This window comes from Caloramator sp. E03 (genome assembly GCF_006016075.1).
In the GTDB taxonomy this organism is placed as follows: Bacteria; Bacillota; Clostridia; order Clostridiales; family Caloramatoraceae; genus Caloramator_B.
This window is the reverse complement of sequence record NZ_CP040093.1, coordinates 1230889-1257542: the sequence shown is the minus strand read 5'-3', so window position 1 is coordinate 1257542 and position 26654 is coordinate 1230889. Positions and strand designations below refer to the sequence as shown.

General features: G+C 32.2%; 23 protein-coding genes. 19 read left to right on the top strand and 4 right to left on the bottom strand.

Going from position 1 to position 26654, the window contains the following annotated elements:
• Positions 1-148: 148 nt before the first annotated feature.
• The 10 genes from helD to FDN13_RS06210 all read left to right on the top strand — a co-directional run bounded on the left by helD (position 149) and on the right by FDN13_RS06210 (position 11471).
• Positions 149-2440, top strand: coding sequence for an RNA polymerase recycling motor HelD (gene helD, locus FDN13_RS06255; protein ID WP_138979419.1), 2292 nt, complete (start codon positions 149-151; stop codon positions 2438-2440).
• Positions 2441-2621: 181 nt separating this feature from the next.
• A complete protein-coding gene (locus FDN13_RS06250) occupies positions 2622-3329 on the top strand; it encodes an MIP/aquaporin family protein (RefSeq protein WP_138979418.1) in 708 nt (235 codons plus the stop codon).
• 58 nt (positions 3330-3387) lie between these two features.
• The gene (gene glpK / locus FDN13_RS06245; protein WP_138979417.1) at positions 3388-4884 is read left to right on the top strand and encodes a glycerol kinase GlpK; all 1497 of its coding nucleotides are present in this window, start codon (positions 3388-3390) and stop codon (positions 4882-4884) included.
• A gap of 84 nt (positions 4885-4968) precedes the next feature.
• Entirely contained in the window at positions 4969-6393 is a 1425-nt protein-coding gene (locus FDN13_RS06240; RefSeq protein WP_138979416.1) for an NAD(P)/FAD-dependent oxidoreductase, read from the top strand.
• 10 nt (positions 6394-6403) lie between these two features.
• The gene (locus FDN13_RS06235) at positions 6404-7669 is read left to right on the top strand and encodes an NAD(P)/FAD-dependent oxidoreductase (protein ID WP_138979415.1); all 1266 of its coding nucleotides are present in this window, start codon (positions 6404-6406) and stop codon (positions 7667-7669) included.
• Positions 7662-8021, top strand: coding sequence for a DUF1667 domain-containing protein (locus tag FDN13_RS06230; RefSeq protein ID WP_138979414.1), 360 nt, complete (start codon positions 7662-7664; stop codon positions 8019-8021). The genes FDN13_RS06235 and FDN13_RS06230 overlap by 8 nt, the downstream gene beginning before the upstream one ends.
• 20 nt (positions 8022-8041) lie before the next feature.
• Positions 8042-9037, top strand: a complete 996-nt coding sequence (gene dhaK / locus FDN13_RS06225) for a dihydroxyacetone kinase subunit DhaK (protein WP_138979413.1) — start codon at positions 8042-8044, stop codon at positions 9035-9037.
• A gap of 12 nt (positions 9038-9049) precedes the next feature.
• Complete coding sequence (gene dhaL / locus FDN13_RS06220) at positions 9050-9691, top strand: dihydroxyacetone kinase subunit DhaL (RefSeq protein WP_138979412.1); 642 nt, start codon at positions 9050-9052, stop codon at positions 9689-9691.
• Between the two features lie 4 nt (positions 9692-9695).
• Positions 9696-10076, top strand: coding sequence for a dihydroxyacetone kinase phosphoryl donor subunit DhaM (gene dhaM, locus FDN13_RS06215; RefSeq protein ID WP_138979411.1), 381 nt, complete (start codon positions 9696-9698; stop codon positions 10074-10076).
• A 114-nt stretch (positions 10077-10190) separates the two neighbouring features.
• Positions 10191-11471, top strand: a complete 1281-nt coding sequence (locus tag FDN13_RS06210) for a glycosyl hydrolase family 18 protein (RefSeq protein WP_138979410.1) — start codon at positions 10191-10193, stop codon at positions 11469-11471.
• Positions 11472-11502: 31 nt separating this feature from the next.
• Here FDN13_RS06210 and FDN13_RS06205 read toward each other — a convergent pair whose 3' ends face one another.
• Positions 11503-11712, bottom strand: coding sequence for a heavy-metal-associated domain-containing protein (locus FDN13_RS06205; RefSeq protein WP_207670914.1), 210 nt, complete (start codon positions 11710-11712; stop codon positions 11503-11505).
• A gap of 121 nt (positions 11713-11833) precedes the next feature.
• Between FDN13_RS06205 and FDN13_RS06200 the strand changes: the two genes are divergently transcribed.
• A complete protein-coding gene (locus tag FDN13_RS06200) occupies positions 11834-12874 on the top strand; it encodes an IS6 family transposase (protein WP_138979408.1) in 1041 nt (346 codons plus the stop codon).
• 198 nt (positions 12875-13072) lie between these two features.
• On the opposite strand, the gene FDN13_RS06195 is transcribed toward FDN13_RS06200, so the two are convergent.
• Together FDN13_RS06195 and FDN13_RS06190 are read right to left on the bottom strand one after the other, a co-directional pair.
• Positions 13073-15301 (bottom strand): heavy metal translocating P-type ATPase, encoded by a 2229-nt coding sequence (locus tag FDN13_RS06195; protein ID WP_138979407.1) that lies wholly within the window; start codon positions 15299-15301, stop codon positions 13073-13075.
• 9 nt (positions 15302-15310) lie between these two features.
• Positions 15311-15577: a metal-sensing transcriptional repressor gene (locus tag FDN13_RS06190; protein ID WP_138979406.1), complete on the bottom strand. Its 267-nt coding sequence runs from the start codon at positions 15575-15577 to the stop codon at positions 15311-15313.
• A 249-nt stretch (positions 15578-15826) separates the two neighbouring features.
• On the opposite strand from FDN13_RS06190, the gene FDN13_RS06185 reads away from it, so the two are divergent.
• The 7 genes from FDN13_RS06185 to FDN13_RS06155 all read left to right on the top strand — a co-directional run bounded on the left by FDN13_RS06185 (position 15827) and on the right by FDN13_RS06155 (position 23092).
• Positions 15827-16531, top strand: a complete 705-nt coding sequence (locus FDN13_RS06185; protein ID WP_138979405.1) for a DUF975 family protein — start codon at positions 15827-15829, stop codon at positions 16529-16531.
• 78 nt (positions 16532-16609) lie between these two features.
• Positions 16610-17947 carry a Na+/H+ antiporter NhaC family protein gene (locus FDN13_RS06180; RefSeq protein WP_138979404.1) on the top strand — a complete coding sequence of 446 codons (1338 nt, stop codon included), beginning with the start codon at positions 16610-16612 and terminating at the stop codon, positions 17945-17947.
• A 577-nt stretch (positions 17948-18524) separates the two neighbouring features.
• Entirely contained in the window at positions 18525-19706 is a 1182-nt protein-coding gene (locus FDN13_RS06175) for an ABC transporter substrate-binding protein (protein WP_138979403.1), read from the top strand.
• A 71-nt stretch (positions 19707-19777) separates the two neighbouring features.
• Positions 19778-20653, top strand: a complete 876-nt coding sequence (locus FDN13_RS06170) for a branched-chain amino acid ABC transporter permease (RefSeq protein ID WP_138979402.1) — start codon at positions 19778-19780, stop codon at positions 20651-20653.
• 9 nt (positions 20654-20662) lie between these two features.
• On the top strand, positions 20663-21640 hold the full coding sequence (locus FDN13_RS06165; RefSeq protein ID WP_138979401.1) for a branched-chain amino acid ABC transporter permease: 978 nt from the start codon (positions 20663-20665) through the stop codon (positions 21638-21640).
• Positions 21621-22391 carry an ABC transporter ATP-binding protein gene (locus tag FDN13_RS06160; RefSeq protein WP_138979400.1) on the top strand — a complete coding sequence of 257 codons (771 nt, stop codon included), beginning with the start codon at positions 21621-21623 and terminating at the stop codon, positions 22389-22391. Before FDN13_RS06165 ends, FDN13_RS06160 begins: the two co-directional genes overlap by 20 nt.
• Positions 22391-23092 (top strand): ABC transporter ATP-binding protein, encoded by a 702-nt coding sequence (locus tag FDN13_RS06155; RefSeq protein ID WP_138979399.1) that lies wholly within the window; start codon positions 22391-22393, stop codon positions 23090-23092. Before FDN13_RS06160 ends, FDN13_RS06155 begins: the two co-directional genes overlap by 1 nt.
• 781 nt (positions 23093-23873) lie before the next feature.
• Here FDN13_RS06155 and FDN13_RS06150 read toward each other — a convergent pair.
• The gene (locus tag FDN13_RS06150; RefSeq protein WP_138979398.1) at positions 23874-25409 is read right to left on the bottom strand and encodes an FAD-dependent oxidoreductase; all 1536 of its coding nucleotides are present in this window, start codon (positions 25407-25409) and stop codon (positions 23874-23876) included.
• A gap of 486 nt (positions 25410-25895) precedes the next feature.
• Here FDN13_RS06150 and FDN13_RS06145 point away from each other — a divergent pair, with 486 nt between their 5' ends.
• On the top strand, positions 25896-26651 hold the full coding sequence (locus FDN13_RS06145; RefSeq protein WP_138979397.1) for a threonine/serine ThrE exporter family protein: 756 nt from the start codon (positions 25896-25898) through the stop codon (positions 26649-26651).
• Positions 26652-26654: the final 3 nt, after the last annotated feature.

Here is a 26654-nt window from a genome sequence, read left to right as displayed (position 1 = left end):
ATATTAGTTTTTTGCGGTGCTTACCTATGCTTAATATCAATAATAACTTTTCTCCATTCTCCGGTACCTGGCACCTATATATTTACACTCCTTAAATTTTAGGCTATAATCAATAAGTTCGCCTAAAATTTTTTAGGGAGGTTTTATTATGTCATCGAAAGATCATCCTGATTATAATGAAGAATTAAACAGGCTTGAATTTACTTTAGGGTATGTTGAAAAAAGTCTTGAAAATGCAATAAAAGAGAAAGACAGACTTGATGTCGAAGTTTCAAAAAGCAAAAAAGGGCTACATGGTGATAGCAGCCAAGGATATATAGATTTAATGATAAATACTATGTTTCATGATAGGATACAGATAAAACTTAAAAATTTGATAGCGGCAAGAAAAAAGCCTTATTTTGCAAGAATTGATTTTAAAGAAGAGGGAGCTAGTGAAAAAGAAAAAATTTATATTGGGAAGATGTCTTTAATGAGGGAGGAAGATCAAAAACTCATTATAGTAGACTGGCGTGCTCCTATTTCAAATCTTTATTATGAAGAGAGAATTGGAGATGCATCCTATAGTTGTCCTGAGGGTAGAATAAAAGGAAAGCTATCTTTAAAAAGACAGTTTTCTATTGAAGATGGGAAACTAAATAATATATTTGATATAGATATTACTACAAACGATGAGTTTTTACAATCATATCTGGGAGCTAATGCAGATAATAGGTTAAAGGACATTGTATCTACAATACAAGTTGAACAAAACAAAGTTATAAGGGCAGATATGTGGAAACCCATTATAGTACAAGGAGCTGCTGGAAGTGGGAAAACTACTATAGCACTTCATAGAATTGCTTATCTTATATATACATTTGAAAAATCTTTTTACCCTGAAAACTTTATGATTCTTGCACCTACGAGATTTTTCCTAAACTATATATCTGAAGTTCTTCCAGAGCTTGGAGTTGATAAGGTAAAACAGACTACATTTTTGGATTTTGCAGTTGAGATGATAGGCTCAAAATTAAAAATACAAGATGAAAATGAAAAGCTTATAAGGTTTGTTAACAATAATAATACTTATGAAGAGATAAAATTAAATAATTTTATTAGAAAAGAATCTGAGTTTAAAGCATCAATTGAATTTAAAAATGTAATCGACAGGTTAATAATGAAAATTGAAAAGGAATTCTTACCAAAAGCAGATTTTAAAGTTGGGAATTATGTTATATATAAATATGAAGAGATACAAAGCCTTTTCTTAAATGAATATAAAAATATTGCGATGCATAAAAGGATACTTGAGATAAAAAAACACTTATCAAATAGGCTGAAAAAGAAGAAAGAAGCAATAAAGGCATCTTTCCAATTAGAGTGTGACAGGAAAGTTGCAGCAGTTAAGCTTGAAATGGAAGATGGTGAGGATAGAAGAAAAATTCTCTCTGAAATAATTGATTCCAAGAATGATGCTATATCAAAGCTTGAGAGTATATGCAAAAAAGCTGTTAATGATTATGTTAAGTCAATACAAAGGATTGAGCCTTTAAAATATTATAAAGATTTTTTCGAGAATCAAGAGCTTTATTTTAGTCTTATTGAAAATTGCTTGGATAGTGATACAGCAGAGTTTGTAAGAGAATATACAATAAATATTTTAAAATCTGGATTTGTTGAAGTTGAAGACCTTGCACCAATTATGTATATAAAGTACTGTGTTTATGGACTTGATGAAAAAATAAATATAAAGCATATTGTAGTAGATGAGGCTCAGGATTTTAGCGTTTTTCAGTTCTATGTTCTGAAAAAGATTGCAAAGGATACCTCCCTTACAATTCTTGGAGACCTCTGTCAGGGCATACATTCCTATAGAGGTATAAAAAGTTGGAGGGATATCGAAAGATATGTTTTTGAAGATGGAAGATGTGAAATTCTGAATTTAAAGCAAAGCTACAGAACAACAGTTGAGATAATGGATGCTGCAAATAGTGTAATAAAGAAAATAAAGGATGATAATATAGTCTTGGGGGAGCCTGTCATAAGGCATGGAGAAAAGGTTGAAATTATAAATAAAGAAAATATAGCAGATATAGCAAAGGATATAGTAGAAAAAATAAATAATTTAAAGGAAGAAGGCTTTAAATCAATTGCTATTATATGTAAAACACTTAATGAATGTATAAAGATGAATACTCTTCTAAAGAAATATCACAAAGATATACAACTTTTAACTGGTAAGGAAAAGGAATATAGGGCTGGAATTGTAATTGTTCCATCGTATTTTTCAAAGGGGCTTGAATTTGATGCAGCTATGATTGTATCAGCAGATAGAGATAAATATGGAGAAAATGAACTTGATATAAAACTTTTATATGTTTCAATGACAAGACCACTTCATAGACTTTATATATACTATGAAAAAGAGTTAACACCATTATTAAAAGATATAAAATAAATATTAAAGATACCTAATCTACCAAGTAGGTTAGGTGTTTTTTTGTCTATTTTAAAATCAATTTATCGAATTTAGTTATAAAAAAATTAATTTTTTTTGAATAAATTATGAAAATTGAAAATATAGATATAACGGAATGGTGGACATGTTCCATAAAAAATTTTAATAGGGGGGTTTTTAAATGTCTAAGTTTTTAGCTGAGTTTATTGGCACAGCAATTCTTATTCTCCTTGGTGATGGAGTTGTTGCCAACGTTGTTTTAAACAAATCAAAGGGACAAAACTCTGGCTGGATAGTAATAACTACTGGCTGGGGACTTGCTGTTGGAATGGCAGTTTTTGCAGTTGGGAGCATTAGCGGTGGGCATCTTAATCCTGCTGTAACAATAGCAAATGCAGTTGTTGGCAATTTCCCATGGGCTGATGTATTTCCTTATATCATAGCTCAAATGCTTGGTGCTTTTGTTGGAGCAGTTTTAGTATGGCTTGCATATCTGCCACACTGGAAAGAAACTGATAACAAGGATGGCAAGCTTGGAGTATTCTGTACAGCTCCAGCAGTAAGAAATACCTTTGCAAACCTTTTAACAGAAATTATTGGAACAATGATGCTTGTTATGGGATGTATGTTCATTGGTGCAAACAAACTTACAAATGGTGTAGGAACATTAGCAGTAGCATTCTTAGTTTGGTCAATAGGTTTGTCTCTTGGAGGTCCAACAGGTTATGCAATCAACCCTGCAAGAGACCTTGGACCACGTATTGCTCATGCAATTCTTCCTATTCCAGGAAAGAGAGATTCCGATTGGGGATATTCTTGGATACCAGTTGTAGGCCCAATTATAGGTGGAATAATAGGAGCACTCTTATACACTGGACTTTTCTTATAAATTATATACTGGTGCCCATTAATTGGGCACCCATAAAAATTGATGAAGGAGGGGTAAAATGTCAAAGTTTATATTAGCTTTAGATCAAGGTACAACAAGTTCAAGAGCTATAGTTTTTAACCATGAGGGGCAGATAGTATCTGTTGCCCAAAAGGAATTTACTCAAATTTATCCACAGGCAGGATGGGTTGAACACAATCCTTTAGAAATATGGGATACTCAACTTGAAGTAGCAAAAGAAGCAGTTAAAAAAGCAGGCCTTGAAATGAAAGATATTGCTGCTATTGGTATAACAAATCAGAGAGAAACTACTGTTGTATGGGATAAAAATACTGGAAAGCCTGTTTATAATGCAATAGTATGGCAGTGCAGAAGAACTGCTCCTATATGCGATAGCTTAAGAGAGAAGGGTCTTGCAGAGAAAATAAGATATAAAACTGGTCTTGTAATAGATGCATATTTCTCTGGCACAAAGGTAAAATGGATACTTGATAATGTTGAAGGGGCAAGGGAAAAGGCAGAAAAGGGAGAGCTTTTGTTTGGTAATATTGATACTTGGCTTATATGGAATCTTACTGGTGGAAAAGTTCATGTAACTGATTATTCAAATGCTTCAAGAACAATGCTCTTTAATATCCGTGAGCTTAAATGGGATAAAGAGATTTTGGAGGAATTAAATATTCCAGAATCAATGCTTCCAGAGGCAAAACCCTCAAGCTGTGTATATGGATACACATCAAAGAATGTATTAGGAGAAGAAATACCAATAGCTGGAGATGCCGGAGACCAGCAAGCAGCATTATTTGGACAAGGCTGTTTTGCTGAAGGTAATGCAAAAAATACTTATGGTACAGGTTGCTTTATGCTTATGAACACAGGTACAACTCCAGTTGTTTCTAATAATGGGCTTTTAACTACTATTGCATGGGGAGTTAACGGTAAGGTAGAGTATGCACTTGAAGGAAGTATATTTATTGCAGGTGCAGCTATTCAGTGGTTAAGGGATGAATTGAAGCTGATAGAAAAGGCTGCTGACAGTGAAAAATTTGCAACTGCAGTTGAAGATACAAACGGGGTATATGTAGTTCCAGCTTTCGTTGGAATGGGTGCTCCATATTGGGACATGTATGCAAGAGGAACTATAGTAGGACTTACAAGAGGAGCAAAGAAAGAACATCTTATAAGGGCAACCCTTGAATCTTTAGCATATCAGACTATGGATGTATTAAATGCTATGCAAGAAGATTCAAAGATACAGCTTACAGCATTAAAAGTTGATGGTGGCGCTGTTGCAAATAACTTCCTTATGCAGTTCCAATCCGACATACTTGGAGTTGACGTTTACAGGCCAAAGGTAATTGAAACAACAGCTCTTGGTGCTGCATATCTTGCTGGTCTTGCAGTAGGATACTGGAGCAGCAAAGAAGATATATTAAACAACTGGGCAATAGACAAGAAGTTTGAACCAGTAATGGATGAAGCAAGAAGACAAAAACTTGTTAAAGGATGGAAGAAGGCCGTAAAGAGAGCCCTTGAATGGGAAAAAGAAGAATAGTATTTTAAATACTATATCTATAAAGAGCCATGTTGATAGGTCTTAAGACCCTTGAGCATGGCTCTTTATTAAGGGGGATTATGTATGTACGATGTTTTAATAATAGGTGCAGGTATTGTTGGATGTGCAATAGCAAGGGAGCTTTCGAAAAATGAGCTTAATATTGCTGTTGTTGAAAAAGGTTATGACGTTTCTTGTGGCTCAACAAAGGCAAACAGCGGTATAGTTCATGCGGGCTATGACGCCCATGAAGGTACATTAAAAGCAAAACTCAATGTTAGAGGCTGTGAGATGTATGAAGGGCTTTGTAAAGAACTTGATGTTCCTTATAAAAATAACGGATCTTTAGTTGTTGCATTCAATGAAGAAGAACAAAAGGAAGTTGAGGTGCTCTATAAAAGAGGTATTACAAATGGAGTCCCAAACCTTAAGATTATAGAAAAAAATGAGATTTTATCTATGGAGCCTAACATAAAGGATAATGTAATATGTGCTCTTTATGCCCCAACGGCAGGTATTGTCTCCCCCTTTGAGATGGCAATTGCCCTTGGTGAAAATGCCTGTGAAAACGGAGTAGAATTTATATTTAATTGTGAAGTTTCTAACATATATAAGGATAAAGATAAGTTCATGGTTGAAACAAATAGGGGCATCTTTGAAGCTAATTATGTTGTAAATGCTGCAGGTATTAATTCAGATAAGATTAGTAAAATGTTATCGGGGAGAATATTTTCTATGATACCTACAAGAGGAGAATACTGTTTGTTTGATAAAATTATCGGAGACCTTGTTGAAAAAACCATATTTCCAACTCCTACAGAGAAGGGTAAGGGAATATTAGTATCTCCTACTGTTCATGGGAATATATTTATAGGTCCTAATGCCATATATCAGGAAGATAGAGAAGATACATCAACGTATATTGAAGGGATTAATGAAATATTGTATGGTGCACAAAAAAACGTTAATGGAATAGATATGAGATATGTTATTACAAGCTTTGCAGGTATAAGATCAAAAACTAATGTGGGGGATTTTATAATTGATATTCCTCAAAGGGGAGCTGTAAATGCTGCTGGAATTGAATCCCCAGGGCTTACAAGTGCACCTGCAATTGCTGAGATGGTTGTGAGCTTGCTTTGTGATCAGGGACTTGTATTAAGAAAGAAAAAATATTTTAAAGCAAATAGATCTAATACTAAAAAGTTTATTGAAATGAATGATGAAGAAAAGAAAAAGGCATTAGAGCAAAACCCATTATATGGAAGAATAATTTGCAGGTGTGAACATATAACAGAAGGAGATATTGTTAATGCTATAAGAAGGCCCCTTGGAGCAATAAGTGTTGATGGTGTGAAAAAAAGAGTAAGAGCAGGAATGGGAAGATGCCAGGGAGGATTTTGTATGCCAAGGGTAATGGAGATACTTGAAAGAGAACTGAATATTGATAGAAAAAATATAAATAAAGATGGGCCAGGTAGCTATATACTAACGGGAAGAACTAAATAGGGGGGATAAAATGATAAGGGATGTAGTTGTTATTGGAGGAGGTCCTGCTGGGCTTGCAGCAGCTATTGAGGCTAAGAAGAATGGAGCTGAGGATGTACTTATTATTGAAAGAGACAAAAGGCTTGGAGGAATTTTGCAGCAATGTATACACAATGGATTTGGGCTTCATATTTTTAAAGAACAGCTGACAGGTCCTGAATATGCAAATAGATTTATAGATGAAGTTAAAAATTACAAAATAGATTATATGTTAGACACTATGGTTATTAAAATAGATAAAGATAGGAATATAATTGCTCTAACTCCTAATGATGGGATTATAAATATAAAATCAAAGGCAATAGTTTTGACCATGGGATGCAGGGAAAGAACAAGAGGGGCTTTAAATATTCCTGGTAATAGGCCATCGGGAATATTTACAGCAGGTGCAGCCCAAAGGTTTATAAACATGGAAGGATATATGGTAGGTAAAAAGGTAGTTGTTTTAGGTTCAGGAGATATTGGGCTCATAATGGCAAGGAGGATGACTCTTGAAGGGGCAGAGGTTAAAATGGTTCTTGAACTTATGCCATATTCAACAGGGCTAAAAAGAAATATAGCCCAATGTCTTCATGATTTTGACATACCTTTGTATTTTAATCATACTGTTGTAAGAATACATGGAAGAAAAAGATTAGAAGGTGTTACTATTGCTGAAGTTGATTCTGAAAGAAAGCCTATAAAAGAAACAGAAAGATTTGTAGAATGCGACACTCTTTTGCTATCGGTTGGATTAATCCCTGAAAATGAATTAACAAGGGAAGCCAATATTCCAATTGATAATATAACATCAGGACCAATAGTTGACGAATCAATGCAAACTATGGTTGAAGGTATTTTTGCCTGTGGGAATGTTGTACATGTTCATGATCTTGTAGATTATGTGACATTTGAAAGCAGAATTGCAGGACGATCTGCTGCAAAATTTGTAAAAGGACAGCTAAGCTTTAATGATAAAAGCTTTAAGACAAAGGGGACTTACGGGATAAGATATGTTGTGCCTCATAGAATAGATCCTTTAAATGTTGACGATAGCGTAAACTTTTTCATGAGAGTTGATAATGTATATAAAAACGTATATTTAACTGTAAAAAATAACGGGCAGATAATAACAAAAGTAAGGAAAGCCATTGTTACCCCCGGGGAAATGGAAAGCGTTGTTGTAAAAAGAAGCATCTTAGAAAAGCTTAATAAGGGTGATATTGAGTTTACGTTGGAGGAGATAAAAAATGATTAAAAAAATAATATGTATTAATTGTCCCTTAGGATGTGAGATGGAAGTTTTAAAAGATGATGGGATTATAAAGGTTTCTGGTAATACATGTAAAAAGGGAGAGGATTATGCAATAGCTGAAATAATGGATCCTAAGAGAATTGTTACAACAACTGCTAAAGTTATAGGAGGCGACAGGGAAGTTGTACCTGTAAAAACTGATAAAGAGATATCAAAGAGTTTTATGTTTGATGTTGTTGCTGAAGTCAACAGACATATATTTAGTGCACCTTTATATGTTGGACAGGTATTGATTGAAAATATATTTGATACTGGGGTAAATGTAATTGCTACAGATTTTATAAATAGAAAATAAATTTAAAAGGAGGAAATAATATGAAAAAAATAATTAATAATCCTAATTTTGTTGTTGAAGATATGATTCAGGGATTAGAAAAGGCATACCCGCAATATTTAAGAAAACTTGATAATTGTAATGTTGTGGTTAGAAAAAATGCACCATGTAAAAAAGTTGCATTAGTAAGCGGGGGAGGGAGTGGACACGAACCTGCTCATGCAGGATATGTTGGTTATGGTATGCTTGATGCTGCAGTATTAGGTGCTGTATTTACATCACCGACTCCAGATCAGGTTTATGAAGCAATAAAGGCTGTTGATGGAGGAGAAGGGGTATTGCTTATTATAAAAAATTATACTGGAGATATTATGAATTTTGAGATGGCAAAGGAAATGGCAGAAATGGAAGGAATAAAGGTTGAAAGCGTAGTTGTAAATGATGATGTTGCCGTTGAAAACAGCCTATATACTGCAGGAAGAAGAGGTATTGCAGGTACTGTATTTGTACATAAGATAGCAGGGGCTATGGCACAAAGAGGGGCAACTCTTGAAGAAGTAAAAAGAGTTGCACAAAAGACAATAAACAATGTAAGAAGTATGGGAATGGCTCTTACACCATGTATTGTTCCAGCAGCTGGGAAGCCTAATTTCACTCTTTCAGAGGATGAAATGGAAATAGGTATGGGCATTCATGGGGAACCTGGAACTCATAGAGAAAAAATAAAGTCTGCAGATGAAATAGTTGAGCATATGCTGAATAAAATATTAAGCGATATGCCTTTAGATAGTAGCAATGAAGTTGCTGTAATGATAAATGGGTTGTCAGGAACTCCTCTTATGGAATTGTTTATTGTAAATAATAAGGTAAATGATATGCTAACTTCAAAGGGTGTAAAGGTATATAAGACTTTTGTTGGGGAATTTATGACATCACTTGAAATGGCTGGCTTCTCAATAACAGTATTAAACCTTGATAGTGAACTTAAAGAGCTTTTAGATGAAAAGGCTGATACTCCTGCATTTAAGGTTATATAAGGGGGAGTTTTAATGACTGTTAATTACTTGCAGGTTAAAAATATAATATACAAAATTGCTGATGTTATTGAAGAAAATAAGATGTATTTGACAAATCTTGATGCTGCTATTGGTGATGGAGATCATGGACTTAATATGAGTAAGGGATTTAAAGTTGTAAAAGAAAAGCTTGAAAGTGATGAAAGCAAGAATATAGGAGACATACTGAAAAAAGTAAGTATGGCTTTAATATCAACTGTAGGTGGTGCATCAGGCCCCTTATATGGAACAGCCTTTATGAAGGCTGGGATGAAAGCTATAAATAAAGATGAAATAGACATAAATGATTTTACACTTCTTCTTGAGGAGGCTTTAAAGGGTATTAAGGATAGAGGTAAAGCAACTATTGGGGAAAAGACTATGGTTGATACTTTAGAGCCAGCATTATATGCTTTAAAAGCTTCTATCAATGACAAACTCGACTGTGTTGAATGTTTAGATAAAATGATGGATGCAGCATTTATAGGTAAAGAGAATACTAAAGATATGATTGCTAAAAAAGGAAGAGCAAGTTATTTAGGGGAGAGAAGTAAGGGCCATCTTGATCCAGGTGCAGTTTCAAGCTATTTAATATTAAAGACAATATGTGATGAAGTAAAAGCAATAAGAGGATGATATAATGGTTGGCTTAGTTGTTATATCCCATAGCAGTAAGATTGCAGAAGGAATAAAAGAGGTTGCACTTCAGATGGCACCTAATGCTTTAATTGAATGCGCAGGAGGAACTTTTGACGGGGAAATTGGAACAGATTATAATAAAATAGTAAATGCAATTGAAAAAGTATATTCTAAAGATGGGGTTATTATATTATTCGATTTAGGAAGTGCCGTAATGAATGCGGAGATGGCAATAGAGAATTTAAATGATAAAGATAAAATTAAGATTGTAAAATGTGCAGTTGTAGAAGGTGCAATAGCTGCAGCTGTAGAAGCAAGCATTGGAAATAGCTTAGACGAAATAGTTGAAAATTTAAAGGCATTAGATATAAATAAGGCTTAAAAAAATATTCCCCCTAATTACTGCAATAATTTGGGGAATATTTTTTTTATTTTTGTAAAATATTTTATTTATAATACATATATTGGAATAGAGTATTATTAAGGTGTGGTGTTTTTGATAATTCATGTTGTAAAACCTGGTGAAAGTCTTTATACAATTGGAAGGCTTTATCGTGTTTCCCCTGAAAAAATAGCTGCAGATAATGAACTTACTTTTCCTAATCAGCTTGTTGTTGGTCAGACTCTTGTTATAAAAGAAGGTACGAGGGTTCACAGAGTTATGCCTGGTGAATCAATTTACTCTATTGCAAAGGATTATAAGGTTAGTGTAGATGATATACTTTCTGCAAATCCAATTATCACCAATCCATCATTAATTCAGCCGGGACAGTTTATTATCATTCCAGACAGAACTAAAAAGCTTGGAACAATATATGTAAATGGATACGCATTTCCAGCTACTAATACCGATATTTTAAAAAAGACTTTTCCTTACCTTACTTACCTTAGCATATTCAGTTACGAAATAAAAATGGATGGTTCTTTAAATACAATAGATGACAGCCAGATTATACAGCTTGCAAGGGCTAATAATGTGGCACCAATAATGGTTGTTACAAATATTGAGGAAGGAAAAGGATTTAATAGTGATATTGCACGAAGTATCTTAACTAATGATGTAATTCAGGAAAGGGCTATTAATAATATAATATCAACAATGAAGGAAAAGAATTACTATGGACTTAACCTTGATATTGAATATATTTACCCTGATGACAGAGAAAAATATAATAGCTTCATAAATAAAATTAAGCAGAGATTAAAGCCTTTGGGATATATACTTTTAACTTCTCTTGCTCCAAAAACCTCAGCGGAACAAAAGGGGCTTTTATATGAAGCCCATGATTATGCTGCTCATGGGTCAATTGTTGATTTTGTTATACTTATGACTTATGAATGGGGATATACTTATGGGCCTCCTCTTGCAGTTGCTCCAATAAATGAAGTTAAGAGAGTACTTGATTATGCCGTAGAAGTGATACCTTCAGAGAAAATATTGATGGGTATTCCTAATTATGGATATGACTGGACTTTACCTTATAGACCAAATACTGCAGCACAAGCAGTTTCAAACACAGCTGCAGTTGAACTTGCAAGAAGGAATAGGGCTGCGATAGAATATGATACAAAGTCTCAATCACCATTTTTTAATTATTATGACTCACAAAGAAGACAGCATGTTGTTTGGTTTGAGGATGCAAGAAGTATTGAAGCGAAACTACTTCTTGTTAATGAATATAAGCTTGGAGGAGTAAGCTATTGGACAATAGGAAGATTTTTCCCACAGAATTGGCTTGTATTATCTTCTATGTATGATGTTAAAAAGGTGCTTTAAAAAAGTATCCACCAAAAAGGTGGATACTTTTTTAAACTTCTTCAATGGATACAACTTCATATCCAGCATCTTCAATTGCATTTTTTATATCGCTATCATTGATATTTTCACCTTCAACAGTTGCATAGTTTTCTTTTAGATTTACATCAACAGCCTTAACTCCATTTACTTCATTTAATGCATTTTTAACGTGCATCACGCAGTGCATACATGACATCCCTTTAATATTTATTTTTTTCATTATAAACCTCCTTATCTAAAATAAAGTTTTGTTAAGTTATATGATATTTGAATTTCATCTCTCCTTTGAGTTATCTTATATATAGCGAAAAACAAAATACCTCCGAAGGAGAGATGAAATTATGTGCAAGTCATTGAATAAAATTTCATGTCCAAGATGCCATAGTCAAAATCTCTATCGCTTTGGGAAAGACAAAGCAGGTAATCAAAAATATCAATGTAAAGACTGTAGACGTCAGTTTACTCTTGAAGATTATAAGGGTAAGAAAAATCGTGTATTGAGAGGGTATCCTCGTTGTCCTGTTTGTGGTAGTGGTACTTATTTGCACCATGATTATGAGTACTATTCCCATTATACTTGCAACTCTAAAAAATGTGGTCATTCTATTTATGTTGCAAAACCTATTAATATACCCTCTGCATCTTGTGAATTAATTAAAGGAAAGACAGATTTTAAAAGAATGAGATTTCCATTATTTTTAATTCTTACTGCACTTAACCTCTATTATCTAAATGGTTCTTCAACAAGAAGAATATCTCAATTTTTTAAACTAACCTACAATGTCAAAGTTTCTCATGTAACTATTGCATCTTGGTGCAAAAAATTTGCTCCAATTTTTCTAAGTATAGCTAATAAACTTACTGAAAATCTTGATTTAAGTGCATCTGATGAATGGCATGCCGACGAAACTGTCGTTTTTATTAATGGTAAAAAACATTATATTTGGTTAATTATAGATTCAGAAACCAGAATGGTTCTTGGTTTTAATTTATCTCCTTCAAGAGATGCTTCTCAAGCTTTTTCCTTGTTTAAATCTGCAAGTAAGTTTGGATGTCCATCGGCTATTGTGACCGATAGATTAGGCTCATATAATCTTGCTACTAAAACTATTTTTAATTCTTCAAAACACATAAAAGTTCAATCATTTAAAGATGATATATCCAACAACTTGCTAGAAGCTTTTAATGATACATTTAAAGACTGGTATAAACGTAAAAGAGGTTTTAAATCATTTGAAAGTGCAAACACTCTAATAGCAATGTTTATTTTCCATTATAATTTTTTAAGACCTCACTATTCTTTAAACAATCTAACTCCTGCACAAGTTGCTGGTATTTTAGTTGATGAAAAAAATATTAATAACTGGCTTCTGTCTGCTTAATTCTCAAATAAACCATATATTCTTAACACACCTACATTTTAAGTTTTAAGTAGGTGCCTTCGGCATGCCTTTTTTTGATAAATCCAGTATTATCAAATTTTATTAATTTAGATTACATAAAAAAACTGTGTAATTTTGTGTAATTATACGTGTAGCTACGCTATTTTTTCATATTTACTTAACACAATCTAAAATAATTTATATTTCAGGCTTAAAGCCCTTTAATCTCAAAGCATTTAAAAGAACTGAAACTGAGCTAAAACTCATTGCTGCAGCTGCAATCATAGGATTTAATCTTGGCCCACCAAATAGAGTTAAAATTCCTGCAGCAATTGGTATACCAAGTATGTTATATCCAAAGGCCCAGAAAAGGTTCTGCTTTATATTTTTAATTGTTGCCCTGCTAAGCTGTATTGAAGTTACAACATCGAGTATATCGCTTTTCATAAGTATTATATCCGCTGATTCTATCGCAACATCAGTACCAGATCCTATAGCAATTCCAACATCAGATTGTGCTAGGGCTGGGGCATCGTTGATTCCATCTCCAACCATGGCAACTTTTTTGCCTTCATCCTGAAGTTTTTTAACCTCCATTGCTTTATCCTGAGGTAGTACTTCGGCAAAAACTCTGTCAATTCCAACTTGTTTTGCAATAGCTTCTGCTGTTTTTTTGTTATCTCCAGTTATCATTGCAACTTCGATTCCCATGTCCTGAAGTTTTTTTATTGCTTTTTTGCTGTTTTCCTTTACAACATCAGAAACGGCAATTATTCCGGATATTTTTCCATCTATTGCAATGAACATTGGGGTTTTGCCTTCTGTAGCTAAATCATCAAATTTTTTTTCTGTTTCATTTATGTCTATATCCATATCCTTCATAAGTTTTTTATTGCCAAGAACTATATTGTGACTATCGACACTTGCCTTTATTCCATGTCCAGGTATTGATAAAAATTCTTTAACAGGAATAAGATCTAATCCTCTATTTGAACCTTCTTTTACAATTGCTTCACCTAAAGGATGCTCTGATGCATTTTCACAGGATGCGGCATACATTAAAAGCTTGTTTTCATCAATTCCAAAACTAAATATATCTGTAACCTTTGGCTTTCCTTCAGTAATAGTTCCTGTTTTATCAAATACGATGGTATTTATTTTATGTGTAAGTTCAAGGGCACTTCCTGATTTTATTAATACTCCATATTCAGCTCCCTTTCCTGAGCCTACCATTATTGCAGTTGGAGTTGCAAGACCAAGGGCACATGGACAGGCAATTACAAGGACGGATACAAAAATTGTAAGTGAGAATATGGTTCCTCTTCCAGAAATAAACCAGGAAATACCTGAGATAAATGCAATTAAAATAACTATTGGGACAAAGTATCCTGAAATTACATCAGCAAGTCTTGCAATTGGGGCCTTTGAACCTTGTGCACCTTCAACAAGTTTTATAATTTGCGATAAAGTAGTATTCTCCCCAACTTTTGTTGCTTTAAATTTTATACTTCCATTTTTATTTATACTTGCACCAATAACCTCATCCCCAGCTTTTTTAAGTACAGGTATACTCTCGCCTGTAAGCATAGATTCATCAATTGTCGTTGTACCTTCAACAATAATACCATCAACAGGTATTTTTTCACCAGGCCTTACAATTATAATATCTCCAACTTCAACTTCATCAATTGGTATTTCAATTTCTTTATCCTGATGGATAACTCTTGCATTTTTTGGTGAAAGCATCATAAGTTTTTTAATAGTTTCAGATGTTTTACCCTTTGTCTTTGCTTCAAGGTATTTTCCAAGAAGAATGAGAGTTATTATAGTTGCTGCAGATTCAAAATAAAGATCTTTTGTATATTCCATATCTCCATGGTAAATTTTATATATTGCAAATAAGCCATATAATATAGAGGCTGAAGTTCCAATTGCAATTAGAGAGTCCATGTTTGGACTTCCTTTAAATAGAGTTTTAAATCCTACTTTATAAAATCTTTTTCCAGCAAAAACTGTTGGAATTACAAGGATAAGCTGGATAAGAGCAAAATTTAAAGGATTATGAGTATGGTCTATAATTTTTGGAAGCATAATTCCAAACATATGCCCCATTGCTATATAAAGAAGGGGTATTGTAAATACAGCAGATAATAAAAGATTTTTAAATAGATTTTTTATTTCAATGTCTTTTCTTTGTTTATCACTTTCAGCTGTTAAATTATCATCAAGAGGTATATAGCCTGCTTTTTTAATAGCATCCTTAATCATAGAGATTCTAACTTTAGATGGGTCATATTCAACTAAAAGCTTTTCAGTTGCCATATTTACTTCACCCTTTATAACTCCGTCAAGCTTTTTAACTGATCGTTCAACTGCTTTTGCACAGGCAGCACATGTCATCCCGCCTATTTTAATTGTTTTTTCCATTAAAATCACCTACCTTCCAATTAGTTTTTCAAGTATGTCCATTACTTCATCAATTTTTTCTTCGCCAGAATTACTTATGAATGCTGCTTTTACACAGTGATTTAAATGCTGCTTTAAAATCAGCATGTTAGCTTTTTTTAAAAGGGACTGTACAGCTATTATTTGATTTGAAATATCAACACAATATCTACCATCATCAATCATTTTTAATATCCCGTCTATTTGCCCACGAGCTGTTTTAAGGTGTTGCATTGCTTTTTCTTTTTCAGCGTTCATAACAATCCTCCTTTAATCCTACCCCTATTGGGGAGGGGGTTTAAAATTATTATAAACATTATTAAATTTATTTTCAATAGTTTTTTCTAAAATATACATTTACCAATAAGATGAAATTTTATTTTAGAATACGCTTTAACTGCCTACAAAGTAAAAAATAATAACTAAACTTGTAAAATTTTTTTTGAATTAAATTTACATTTATGATATATTCTTAACATATATATTTTATAAAAGGGGGGAAATAGTATGTGGACAAGAGCAGAGATAAAACAGAGAGCTAAAAATGTATTAAAATTAAATTATTGGCAGGCATTATTGGTTAGCGTAATTATTGCTATATTTGGTGCTGGAAATAGAGGAAGAGGAGGAAGGGTTTTTGGTAATATAGAAGTAGATAATCCAAATATTTTTGCTGTTGTTTTACTTATTAGTATTATTTTTATTATACTAAGGATTTTTGTTGGATATCTTATTGAAGTTGGAGGAAGAAAATACTTTATAAAGTCAGCACAGGGAGATATTAATTTTAGTTATTTAGGGTTTGCTTTTAAAGAAGGATACTTAAATATTGTCGGGACTATGCTATATAAGGCTGTTTTAATATTTTTATGGACGCTACTTTTAATTATACCTGGAATAGTAAAATCTTATGCTTATAGAATGGTACCTTATATACTTGCAGACAATCCTAATATTGGATATAAGAGAGCAATAGAGCTTAGCAACGATATGACAAAGGGAGAAAAATTTGATATATTTGTATTGGATTTATCATTCATAGGATGGTATTTACTTGGAACGCTTGCACTTATCATAGGAATTATATTTGTTATGCCTTATGAGGATGCAACAAATGCAGAGCTTTATTTAACTTTAAGACAAAAGGCTTTAGATAATGGTCTTTGTACTTATGAAGAATTAAACCTTACTCATTCGGCATTTTATAATTGAAAATAATGATAAAAATAAATTTGATAGATATATTACAATATATGAAGTAAAATATGATAAAACATAAGGGGAGAGAATATGGGAAAAGATTTTACAAAAGCAAATGGTAAGGCGTTAATACCTTTTATAATTTTTATTCTTATTTATTTAGGTAGTGGTATAATCCTTCAGCAAAAAGGAGTAGAGCTTGCATTTTATCAACTTCCTGCACCAGTTGCAGCTTTTGTTGGAATAATATTTGCATTTATCATTTTAAATGGAACTATAGATGAAAAATTTGATACTTTTATAAAAGGATGTGGAAATCCTAACATTATAATTATGTGTATAATATATTTATTAGCAGGTGCCTTTGCAGTTGTATCAAAATCAATAGGAGGGGTTGATTCAACTGTTAATCTTGGCTTAACTTATATACCAGCAAATTATATTGTAGCAGGATTATTTATAATTACTTGTTTTATATCTTTATCAACTGGAACTTCTGTTGGCTCTATAGTCGCTGTTGGGCCTATTGCAGTAGGTTTAGCTCAAAAGGCAGGGCTATCATTACCGCTTACTTTAGCATCAGTGCTTGGTGGTGCTATGTTTGGAGATAATCTATCAGTAATATCAGATACTACAATAGCTGCTACCAGAACCCAAGGATGTGAAATGAGGGATAAGTTTAGATTAAATCTTTTAATTGCTCTTCCTGCTGCGATAATAACATTTATCCTTCTTCTTATATTTGGAAGACCAGAAACTCTTCCTTATATGCAGACTTATGAATTTAATATCATAAAAGTATTACCATATATATTCGTGCTTGTAATGTCCATATCTGGAATAAACGTTTTTATTGTTCTTACAGCAGGAATTGTTTTATCAGGGGTTATAGGATTATACTATGGAAATTTAACAATTTTAACATTATGCCAGCAGATTTTTGAAGGTTTTAAGGGAATGATAGATATATTTTTATTATCTATGCTAACTGGAGGCCTTGCGGAGATGATTTCAAAAGATGGAGGAATACAGTACTTATTAACTAAAATACAAAAATTTATGAAGGGAAGAAAATCTGCTGAGATAGGAATAGCAGCCCTTGTATCTTTAACAGATGCTGCTGTTGCAAATAATACAGTTGCAATTATAATAAATGGAGAAATAGCTAAAAAAGTCAGCAGTAAATTCAAAGTAGATCCTAGAAGGACTGCATCGCTATTGGATATTTTTTCGTGTATAATGCAGGGAATAATACCTTATGGTGCACAAATGCTTATACTCCTTAGTTTTGCAAAAGGAGCAGTATCTCCCTTTCAAGTGATTCCATTAGCATGGTATATTCATATACTCTTTATTTCAACTATAATATCAATATTTATTCCTTTTGCTGATGGAATAATAAGAAAAAATCCGATAAATGAAAATTAAAAATCAGGTGATAGTTTTACTATCACCTGATTTTTAATGAAAAATGAAATAAAAAAAATTTAAAAATTCAATATTCATATTAATTAAAATTAATAATCTGGTAAATATATCAATTTAAATATCCATTATATTGTATAAAAATACTAAAATATATCATTTATACGGGAATGTGATGTTTACTACACGAATAATATTAAAAAACAATGCAAAAATATTGTTTGAAAAATTAATGCATAAAAGATATTAAAAATAATTAAAATGAATTTATAAAATTTAATACTTGCAAATGTAAAATAATTATGATAGATTATATGTAAAATAAATTATTTTAGCTATTTTATAAAACTAAATAGAATATCGTAGGTATTTTTATTTGGAATGTAAAAATATCTATGTAAATGTATTCAATAGTGTGTTTAGCACCTTAAATACAAAAGACTCAACGGAGGGTCATGTTATAAGGGAATTTATGCCTCCATTGAGTTTTTTATTATATCATATTAAGAAATTTATTACATATATGTTATTTTATTGTATTTAATTAAAATTTATATAAGTTTAAAAAGGAGGAATTTATATGAAAAAGAAATTACTATCTTTATTAACATCTATAATAGTTGTTGCTTTTGTATTAACATCTTGTGGTACTAAACAGACATCAAACAATAGCGGTACAACCAGTAGCAGCGATAAGGAAGGAGATGAAATAAAAATAGGAGCAGTAATTCCTATTACTGGAGACATATCTACCTTTGGAAAATCAACTAAGAATGGTATTGAACTTGCAGTTGAACAGGTTAACAGTGCGGGAGGAATAAACGGAAAGAAGATTAAATTGATTGTTCAGGATGATGAGAACAAACCAGAGCAAGGTGTTGCGGTTCTTCAAAGGCTGATAAATAACGATAAGGTTGTAGGAGTTATAGGTTCTGTTTCCAGTAAGGTATCAATACCTATGGCAGCAGTAGCAACCCAAAATAAGATTCCATTGATTTCAGGAGCATCAACAAACCCCAAATTTACATCAGAAAAAGGTAATGAATATGCCTTTAGAGCATGTTTTATAGATCCATTCCAAGGAACAGTTATAGCAAAATTTGCAACAGAAAATTTAAAAGCTAAAACAGCAGCTGTATTGTATGATGTTGGAAATGACTATACTGTAGGTCTTGCAGAATATTTCAAGGCAGCATTTGAAAAATCTGGTGGTAAAGTAACAGCTTATGAAAGTTATAACAATGGAGAAACCGATTTTAGTGCTCAGCTTACAAATATAAAGAAAAATCCTCCTGACGTAATTGTTTTAACGGACTATTATCAGAACGTAGGTCTTATTGCAAAACAGGCAAGACAGCTTGGACTTAAGTCTGTATTCCTTGGAGGTGACGGCTGGGATTCACCTGATTTAGTGAAGATTGGAGGAACAGCAGTAGAAGGAGGATATTTCTGTAACCATTATTCCAAGGATGATACTTCACCTGAAGTAGTAAAATTTATAAATGATTATAAGGCTAAGTATAATGAGGTTCCAGATGCACTTGCAGCATTAGGATATGATGCAGCTAATATGATGTTTGAAGCAATAAAGAAAGCGGGAAGCACAGATGGAGAAAAAATTGCTGAAGCATTGAAAAAAATAGATCTTAAAGCTGTAACTGGTGAGATTAAACTTGATGAAAATAGAAATCCAATAAAGCCAGCAGTTATGCTAAAGATTGAAAACGGGAAACAAGTATTTGTTGGAAAGGTAAATCCATAAGTTTTCCTAAGCCAAAAGAAGGCAACTTAAGCCTTCTTTTGGTATAAAAACAATGAAAGGGGAAATATTCTATGATATTTATGCAGCAATTAATTAATGGAATTGCCCTTGGAAGTGTCTATGCATTAATAGCTTTAGGTTATACTATGGTTTACGGTATTGTACAGCTTATAAATTTTGCCCATGGAGATATCTACATGATTGGAGCCTTTGCAGCTTATTATGCTGCAAATATGTTTAATTTATCTTTTGTACCAACATTGCTTGCTGCGATGGTTGTATGTGCTTTGCTCGGTATGACAATTGAAAGATTAGCATATAGACCGATAAGAAAAGCTCCCAAAATAACTGCTCTAATCACAGCAATAGGTATATCCTTATTACTTGAAAATCTTGTAAGAATAATAATAGGGCCTAATCCAAAAAGTTTTCCTGGCCTTTTAACATCAAAAATGGTTACTATAGGAAATTTGGAAATCGATTCACTAAAGCTTGTGACACTTGGTGTATCTATTGGGCTTATGATCTTACTTACATTTATCGTTCATAATACTAAAGTTGGGAAAGCAATGAGAGCTGTGTCCCAGGATAAGGATGCTGCAAGGCTAATGGGAATAGATATAGATAGGATAATTTCATATACTTTTGGAATTGGATCAGCACTTGCAGCAGTAGGAGGAGTATTAGTTGGAGTATTATATCAAAGGATAGACCCTTTAATGGGAATCATGCCAGGACTTAAAGCTTTTACTGCAGCAGTACTTGGAGGAATAGGAGTAATTCCTGGTGCAATGGCTGGAGGAGTGTTAATGGGTATTGCAGAATCTTTAACAAAAGGATTTATATCAACAAAATTTTCTGATGCCATAGCATTTAGCATTTTAATAATTATACTTCTTTTTAGACCTTCCGGACTTCTTGGTAAAAAGTCTAGCGAGAAAGTGTAGGTGATATATTTGAGCGAAAAATATAAGTATCTAATAATTTTAGTTGCATCAGTAATTGTTTATTCTATTATACAACTTCTTATTTATTTTGGAATATTAAATGATTATTATGTTCAGATAATCATTTTTATTGGAATAAATATAATACTTGCTGTAAGCTTAAATCTTGTTCTTGGAATAACAGGTCAGTTTTCACTTGGTCATGCAGGGTTTATGTCAGTTGGAGGATATTTGTCTGCTATAATATCAATTAAATTAGGATTACCATTTCCAATTGCATTAATAATTGGTGGAATTGGAGCGGCAATTATAGGACTTGTTATAGGATTTCCAATATTAAGATTAAAAGGGGATTATCTTGGTATTACAACACTTGGTTTCGGTGAAATAATAAGAGTTATTTTTGTAAATATTGATTATGTAGGTGGAGCAAGAGGATTGATGGCTATACCTAAAAAAACTACCTTTACAGCAACCTATATAGCAACTATTATAACTGTTTTGGTTATTGTAAATATTATACGCTCTACACACGGAAGAGCATTAAAGGCAGTTCGTGAAGATGAAATTGCTGCTCAATCAATGGGAATTGATATTTCAAAATATAAACTTACTGCATTTGTAATAGCTTCTTTTTTTGCAGGAATTGCAGGAGGGCTTTATGCACACTTTTTAATGTATATTAACCCTCAATCCTTTGGATTTTTAAAGTCAATTGATATTGTAATGATGGTTGTTATTGGAGGGATGGGGAATTTATTTGGATCGATAATAGCTGCTACAGGAATTACAACTATATTGGAATTATTAAGGGAACTGCAAGACTATAGAATGATTATATTCCCAATAATTCTTATATTGACAATGTTATATAAACCATCTGGTCTTTTAGGTTCCAGGGATTTATCTATATCTAGACTTTATAACAAGATAACAAGAATTTTTATGAAGGGAGGGAAAGTTAAAGATGAAATTGCTAACAGTTGAAGATTTAACAATTTACTTTGGAGGATTAAAAGCTGTATCTGAGTTTAAACTTTCCCTTGAAGAAGGAGAAATACACGGTCTTATTGGGCCAAATGGTTCTGGGAAAACAACTGTTTTTAACATGCTCACAGGTGTATATAGACCAACCGCTGGAAAAATAAAAGTTCAAGGAAAAGATATAGTTGGGCTACTGCCAAATGAGATCACTAAAATAGGTTTAGCAAGGACTTTTCAAAATATAAGGCTTTTTAAAGAGTTAACAGTTCTTGATAATGTTAAAATAGCATATAATTTTAAAGCAAAAAATGGTATTATATCAAGTGTTTTAAGATTACCTTCATTTAATAGAGAAGAAAATGAAATAACTGAAAAAGCAATGGAACTTTTGAAGATATTTAAACTTGATAAGTATGCTGAAAATTTAGCTAAAAATCTGCCCTACGGCAAACAAAGAAGGCTTGAAATAGCAAGGGCTTTAGCTACAAGCCCTAAACTTCTTCTTTTGGATGAGCCTGCGGCAGGGATGAATCCTCAGGAGACTATGGAATTGCTTGATACGGTTAAATTTGTTAAAGAAAGGTTTAATCTTTCAATACTTCTTATAGAGCATGATATGAAGTTTGTTATGAATCTTTGTGAAAATATAACTGTTCTTGACCATGGGCAGATTATAGCAGAAGGGAAGCCGGAGGAAATTAAGAAAAATCCAAGCGTCATAGAAGCGTATATAGGCGAGGAGGTTGCATCATAATGCTGAAAGTTAAGGACTTAAATGTGCACTATGGAGTTATTCATGCAATAAAAGGAATAAGCTTTGAAGTTAAAAAAAAGGAGATTGTAACTTTAATTGGTGCAAATGGTGCTGGTAAGACAACAACTTTAAGAGCAATCTCTGGCTTAGAGCCTGTTTCTTCTGGTTCTATAATGTATAAAGATACAATTATTACAAACCTTAATCCTTCGAAAATAGTATCTATGGGGTTAATACAATGCCCTGAAGGTAGAAGAGTTTTTCCTTCAATGACAGTAATGGAGAATCTTGAAATGGGTGCATATTTGAGAAAAGATAAAAATGTTAAAAAAGATTATGAACTTGTTTACGAATTATTTCCAAGACTAAAGGAAAGAAGAAATCAAATTGCAGGTACGCTATCAGGTGGAGAACAGCAGATGCTTGCAATTGGAAGAGCACTTATGTCAAATCCAGATCTGTTACTTTTAGATGAACCATCTATGGGGCTTTCGCCACTCCTTGTAAAAGAAATATTTAAAATAATAAAAGAAATAAATAAAGAAGGAAGAACTATACTTCTTGTTGAACAAAATGCACATATAGCCTTGTCAATTGCAAATAGGGCTTATGTTCTTGAAACAGGGACAATAAGCTTGGAAGGAGATGCCAAAGAGATACTCCAAAATGAAGATGTAAAAAAAGCGTATCTTGGAGAATAAGTAATAATAGCCAAAACGGGTGCTGCTTATTATGTAAAACTTTTACTATCCCAATAAACCTTCCTCCAACTTGGGATAAAAGTAAAATGGCACATTGATTTAACCTAACCAATAAGCAGCACCCTTTTATATAATTGCAGACTAGCTAACACAAGTCAAGTATTTTTTTGTAAATTCAGATAAATTTGGGGACGGTTACTTATTTTATATAATTTTGTAACAAATTCAAGGACGGTTACTTATTTTATGCATAATGATATCAATTTAATACAAGACGAGGGACGGTTACTTATTTCATACACAATATCTGCAAAATCAGGGGGACATCCATGGGGACATCCATAAAATAGTATGTTTATTTAATATAATAAATAACCGTCCCTCCTGTTATTATGTCTATTATTTAATATAATAAGTAACCGTCCCTTCTGTTACCTTTGAAAAAACACAAACTTTTTCATGCCGTCGTTGTGGCTACTTTTAATCATGACCTGTTACTTATTTTATGCATAATGATATCAATTTAACAGAAAAACTATCTTTCAACGTAGAAAGTGAAATGGAAATAAATTAGAAATTTGTTTTTAATGTTCCATATATCAAAAAAATTTTAGTTATTGCAAATGGTTAAAAGAAAATTAGAAATGTTTTAGTTTTACTTTTTATGAAAATAAAAAATATACTCCTCCTTATGGCCAAAGCTTTATTATTTTAATTGTTTACCATAAAGGGAGCATGTCAATTTTTTATCCCAAATATTTAACAAAAAAGTTAAATTAATTTATTTTAGAGTAGCATAGACAGCCGCATTTTCACCTGCTATACGGCCTGAAGTCCATGCAAATCCGCTAGCCAAGCCTTCATAAGGTGGATAACCTTTTCCGGCATAATAACCGCCTGCACTAGCACCTGCAGCATATAAACCATTAATTGGTTTGCATTCAATGTTAACAACTTCAAGTTTTTTATTTACCTTTACACCACCAATTGTACCAAGATATACAACACGGCATTCGAATGCGTAAAAATCACCAGTTTCAACAGTATATTTTAAAGAAGCAGCAGATTTATTGTAGTCAGTATCTATTTTATTTTTCACCATTTTATTATAGCGTGTAACTGTAAGTTCAAGCTCATCAGCATTCATTCCCACAGAATTTGCCAATTCAACAATAGTACTTCCTTTAAAAGCAGTTCCTGCCTTAACAGCAGCCTCTGCAAGTTCAATAAAATCAGCCTTTTGCATATTTGCTCCAGGACCAGCTTTAGAAATGCGTATAGAAGTTCCCTTTGTATAATCTTCCAATGTAGCTTTATCAACAATAATGTAATATCTACCACCTGCTGAATATGCAGCATTAGCCCAGAAAGCAGAATCATATACAACATCCTCATTTACAAATCGTGAGCCATAAGGATCAACCCAAAGTAATGGCGACATAAGCAGCTGAGTAAGACTTGAATTAGAAAAACCAGCAAGTTTATCGCTGCTTGATTCTTTAGATACTTTAGAATTAGCAAGCTGACAGGCATGAAGAAGGGGAGTAGCATCCCAATTGATTGCACCTACTTCTTCCATAAGAGACAGTCCTTCACCACTATTTGGCATTCCAAGGGAATTAACATAAGCTATATTTAAAGTTTTTTTTACCTTTTCTATATTTGCACCGAATCCTCCAGTACAAATAATAGTTGATTTAGCCTTTACTGTAATAATACTTCCATCTTTTTTGATTGCTGTTATACCAATTACATTACCAGTTTCATCTTTAAGGATTGATTTCAGGCTAGTATTTAGTTGTAATATAGCACCCATTTTATCAAGATGCTCATATATTTTTTTGAAACCAGCACTAATATTAACATATTTATGATATACTTTATATTTATATGGATCATTTTCATGAGCAAATTGAGTTGTTTTATCTTGAAGTTTAAATTCCATTCCATACTTTTGTAGCCATTCAATTGTATCTGCAGATTTTTCAACTATAGCACGTGTTAATGGACCGTTTGAGAGATATTGATTAAACTCTATAAGACGGTTAATAGCTTCATCTACAGAAAAATTAAAACCCTCTGATTTTTGAAAGGATGAGTTTATTGCAAAAAAACCTGAAGATAAACGAGTATTGCCACCAAATACATTTGTTTTTTCAATAATCATAACCTTTGATCCTCTTTCTGCTGCAGCAATTGCAGCGGCAGTTCCAGAACCACCAGCTCCTACTATTACAACATCTACAATAAATTCTTCATCAGATCCTTTTGTGTCAATTATTATATCTTTTAATTCGTTTTTTAAGATTTGATTCATAATTCTCCCCCGTTTTAATAAATGGTATTAATAAATTGTTTCTTAATTAAAAAGGCATGATTTTTGTTGTTGATTATGTTGAAAACATTGATTTATATATAAACATTATAACAATATTTAAATTTAAATTTTTCCCTCCTTTAAAACAACTTTGAAAATGGTTATGAATATTAATAAATTAATAACTTAACAAAATTATAATAACATATTTGATTGTCTTATGATATAAAATGATATAGCATAAAGATGGTTTGTTTTTAATTTTAAAAACAGAGATGTTGTATAGTTTTTTCTCAAATAATTTTTATAAAATCTTATAGATGAAATTTTCTATATGTATTATTAAAGTCTATTAAAATGAATAAATGTGATTAATTATTTAAATATAAAATTTATATTAAATAGATAAGTTATTATAGGATTTTTAAATAAATATTTGTATAATATGATTGTTAAATAATTAAAAGTTAAAAGGTAGTGAGGAGTATGCTTACAAAACATGTATTAGAAATAGCAGCTCTTGCAGCAGAAATATTACTATCAAGTGGAGCTGAAATTTATAGAGTAGAGTATACTGCAAAAAAGATATGCAAAAGCTATGGAGTTGAATGTGAATGCTTTGTTATGCCAACAGGATTTACAATATCCTGCATGGGAGATGAAAATGAAATGATTACTTATGTAAAACGTATCGAGAACAGAACTATAGATTTACATAGAATAGATTCAATAAATGCGTTTTCAAGGAGGCTTGAAAGTAAAAAACTTAATTATGAAGAAGCTATTAAACAACTAAAGAATATTGAAGGTATGCCATATTTTTCCCAATTAACAAGATGTATTGCAGCAGGGTTAATAGCATTTTCTTTTACAATGCTATTTAAGGGCACTGAAAAGGATGGTATTGTAGCATTTTTTATAAGTATGCTCATTCTTAAAGTAAAAAATGAAATTGAATCTATAGGATTTTTTCAATTTTTTGAATACTTTATATCGGGAATGATAGCAGGTGGTATTAGTGTTATTGCAGGTAAATTTTCGCCAGATTTTAATATTGATAAAATAATTATTGGTTCTATAATGATTCTTGTACCAGGCGTGAGTATTACAAATGGTATAAAAGATGCTTTGTATGGAGATTTGATTTCAAGCTTTACAAGGCTTGGAGAAGCGCTTTTCATTTCAATTGCTGTTGGAGTTGGGGTTGGTATTATGTTAACATTAAATATGTATTGGATGTGATAC

Coding starts and splice junctions, on each gene's coding strand:
- helD (WP_138979419.1), top strand. CDS start 149: ATGTCATCGAAAGATCATCCTGATTATAATGAAGAATTAAACAGGCTT.
- FDN13_RS06250 (WP_138979418.1), top strand. CDS start 2,622: ATGTCTAAGTTTTTAGCTGAGTTTATTGGCACAGCAATTCTTATTCTC.
- glpK (WP_138979417.1), top strand. CDS start 3,388: ATGTCAAAGTTTATATTAGCTTTAGATCAAGGTACAACAAGTTCAAGA.
- FDN13_RS06240 (WP_138979416.1), top strand. CDS start 4,969: ATGTACGATGTTTTAATAATAGGTGCAGGTATTGTTGGATGTGCAATA.
- FDN13_RS06235 (WP_138979415.1), top strand. CDS start 6,404: ATGATAAGGGATGTAGTTGTTATTGGAGGAGGTCCTGCTGGGCTTGCA.
- FDN13_RS06230 (WP_138979414.1), top strand. CDS start 7,662: ATGATTAAAAAAATAATATGTATTAATTGTCCCTTAGGATGTGAGATG.
- dhaK (WP_138979413.1), top strand. CDS start 8,042: ATGAAAAAAATAATTAATAATCCTAATTTTGTTGTTGAAGATATGATT.
- dhaL (WP_138979412.1), top strand. CDS start 9,050: ATGACTGTTAATTACTTGCAGGTTAAAAATATAATATACAAAATTGCT.
- dhaM (WP_138979411.1), top strand. CDS start 9,696: ATGGTTGGCTTAGTTGTTATATCCCATAGCAGTAAGATTGCAGAAGGA.
- FDN13_RS06205 (WP_207670914.1), bottom strand. CDS start 11,712: ATGAAAAAAATAAATATTAAAGGGATGTCATGTATGCACTGCGTGATG.
- FDN13_RS06200 (WP_138979408.1), top strand. CDS start 11,834: ATGTGCAAGTCATTGAATAAAATTTCATGTCCAAGATGCCATAGTCAA.
- FDN13_RS06195 (WP_138979407.1), bottom strand. CDS start 15,301: ATGGAAAAAACAATTAAAATAGGCGGGATGACATGTGCTGCCTGTGCA.
- FDN13_RS06190 (WP_138979406.1), bottom strand. CDS start 15,577: ATGAACGCTGAAAAAGAAAAAGCAATGCAACACCTTAAAACAGCTCGT.
- FDN13_RS06185 (WP_138979405.1), top strand. CDS start 15,827: ATGTGGACAAGAGCAGAGATAAAACAGAGAGCTAAAAATGTATTAAAA.
- FDN13_RS06180 (WP_138979404.1), top strand. CDS start 16,610: ATGGGAAAAGATTTTACAAAAGCAAATGGTAAGGCGTTAATACCTTTT.
- FDN13_RS06175 (WP_138979403.1), top strand. CDS start 18,525: ATGAAAAAGAAATTACTATCTTTATTAACATCTATAATAGTTGTTGCT.
- FDN13_RS06170 (WP_138979402.1), top strand. CDS start 19,778: ATGATATTTATGCAGCAATTAATTAATGGAATTGCCCTTGGAAGTGTC.
- FDN13_RS06160 (WP_138979400.1), top strand. CDS start 21,621: ATGAAATTGCTAACAGTTGAAGATTTAACAATTTACTTTGGAGGATTA.
- FDN13_RS06155 (WP_138979399.1), top strand. CDS start 22,391: ATGCTGAAAGTTAAGGACTTAAATGTGCACTATGGAGTTATTCATGCA.
- FDN13_RS06150 (WP_138979398.1), bottom strand. CDS start 25,409: ATGAATCAAATCTTAAAAAACGAATTAAAAGATATAATAATTGACACA.
- FDN13_RS06145 (WP_138979397.1), top strand. CDS start 25,896: ATGCTTACAAAACATGTATTAGAAATAGCAGCTCTTGCAGCAGAAATA.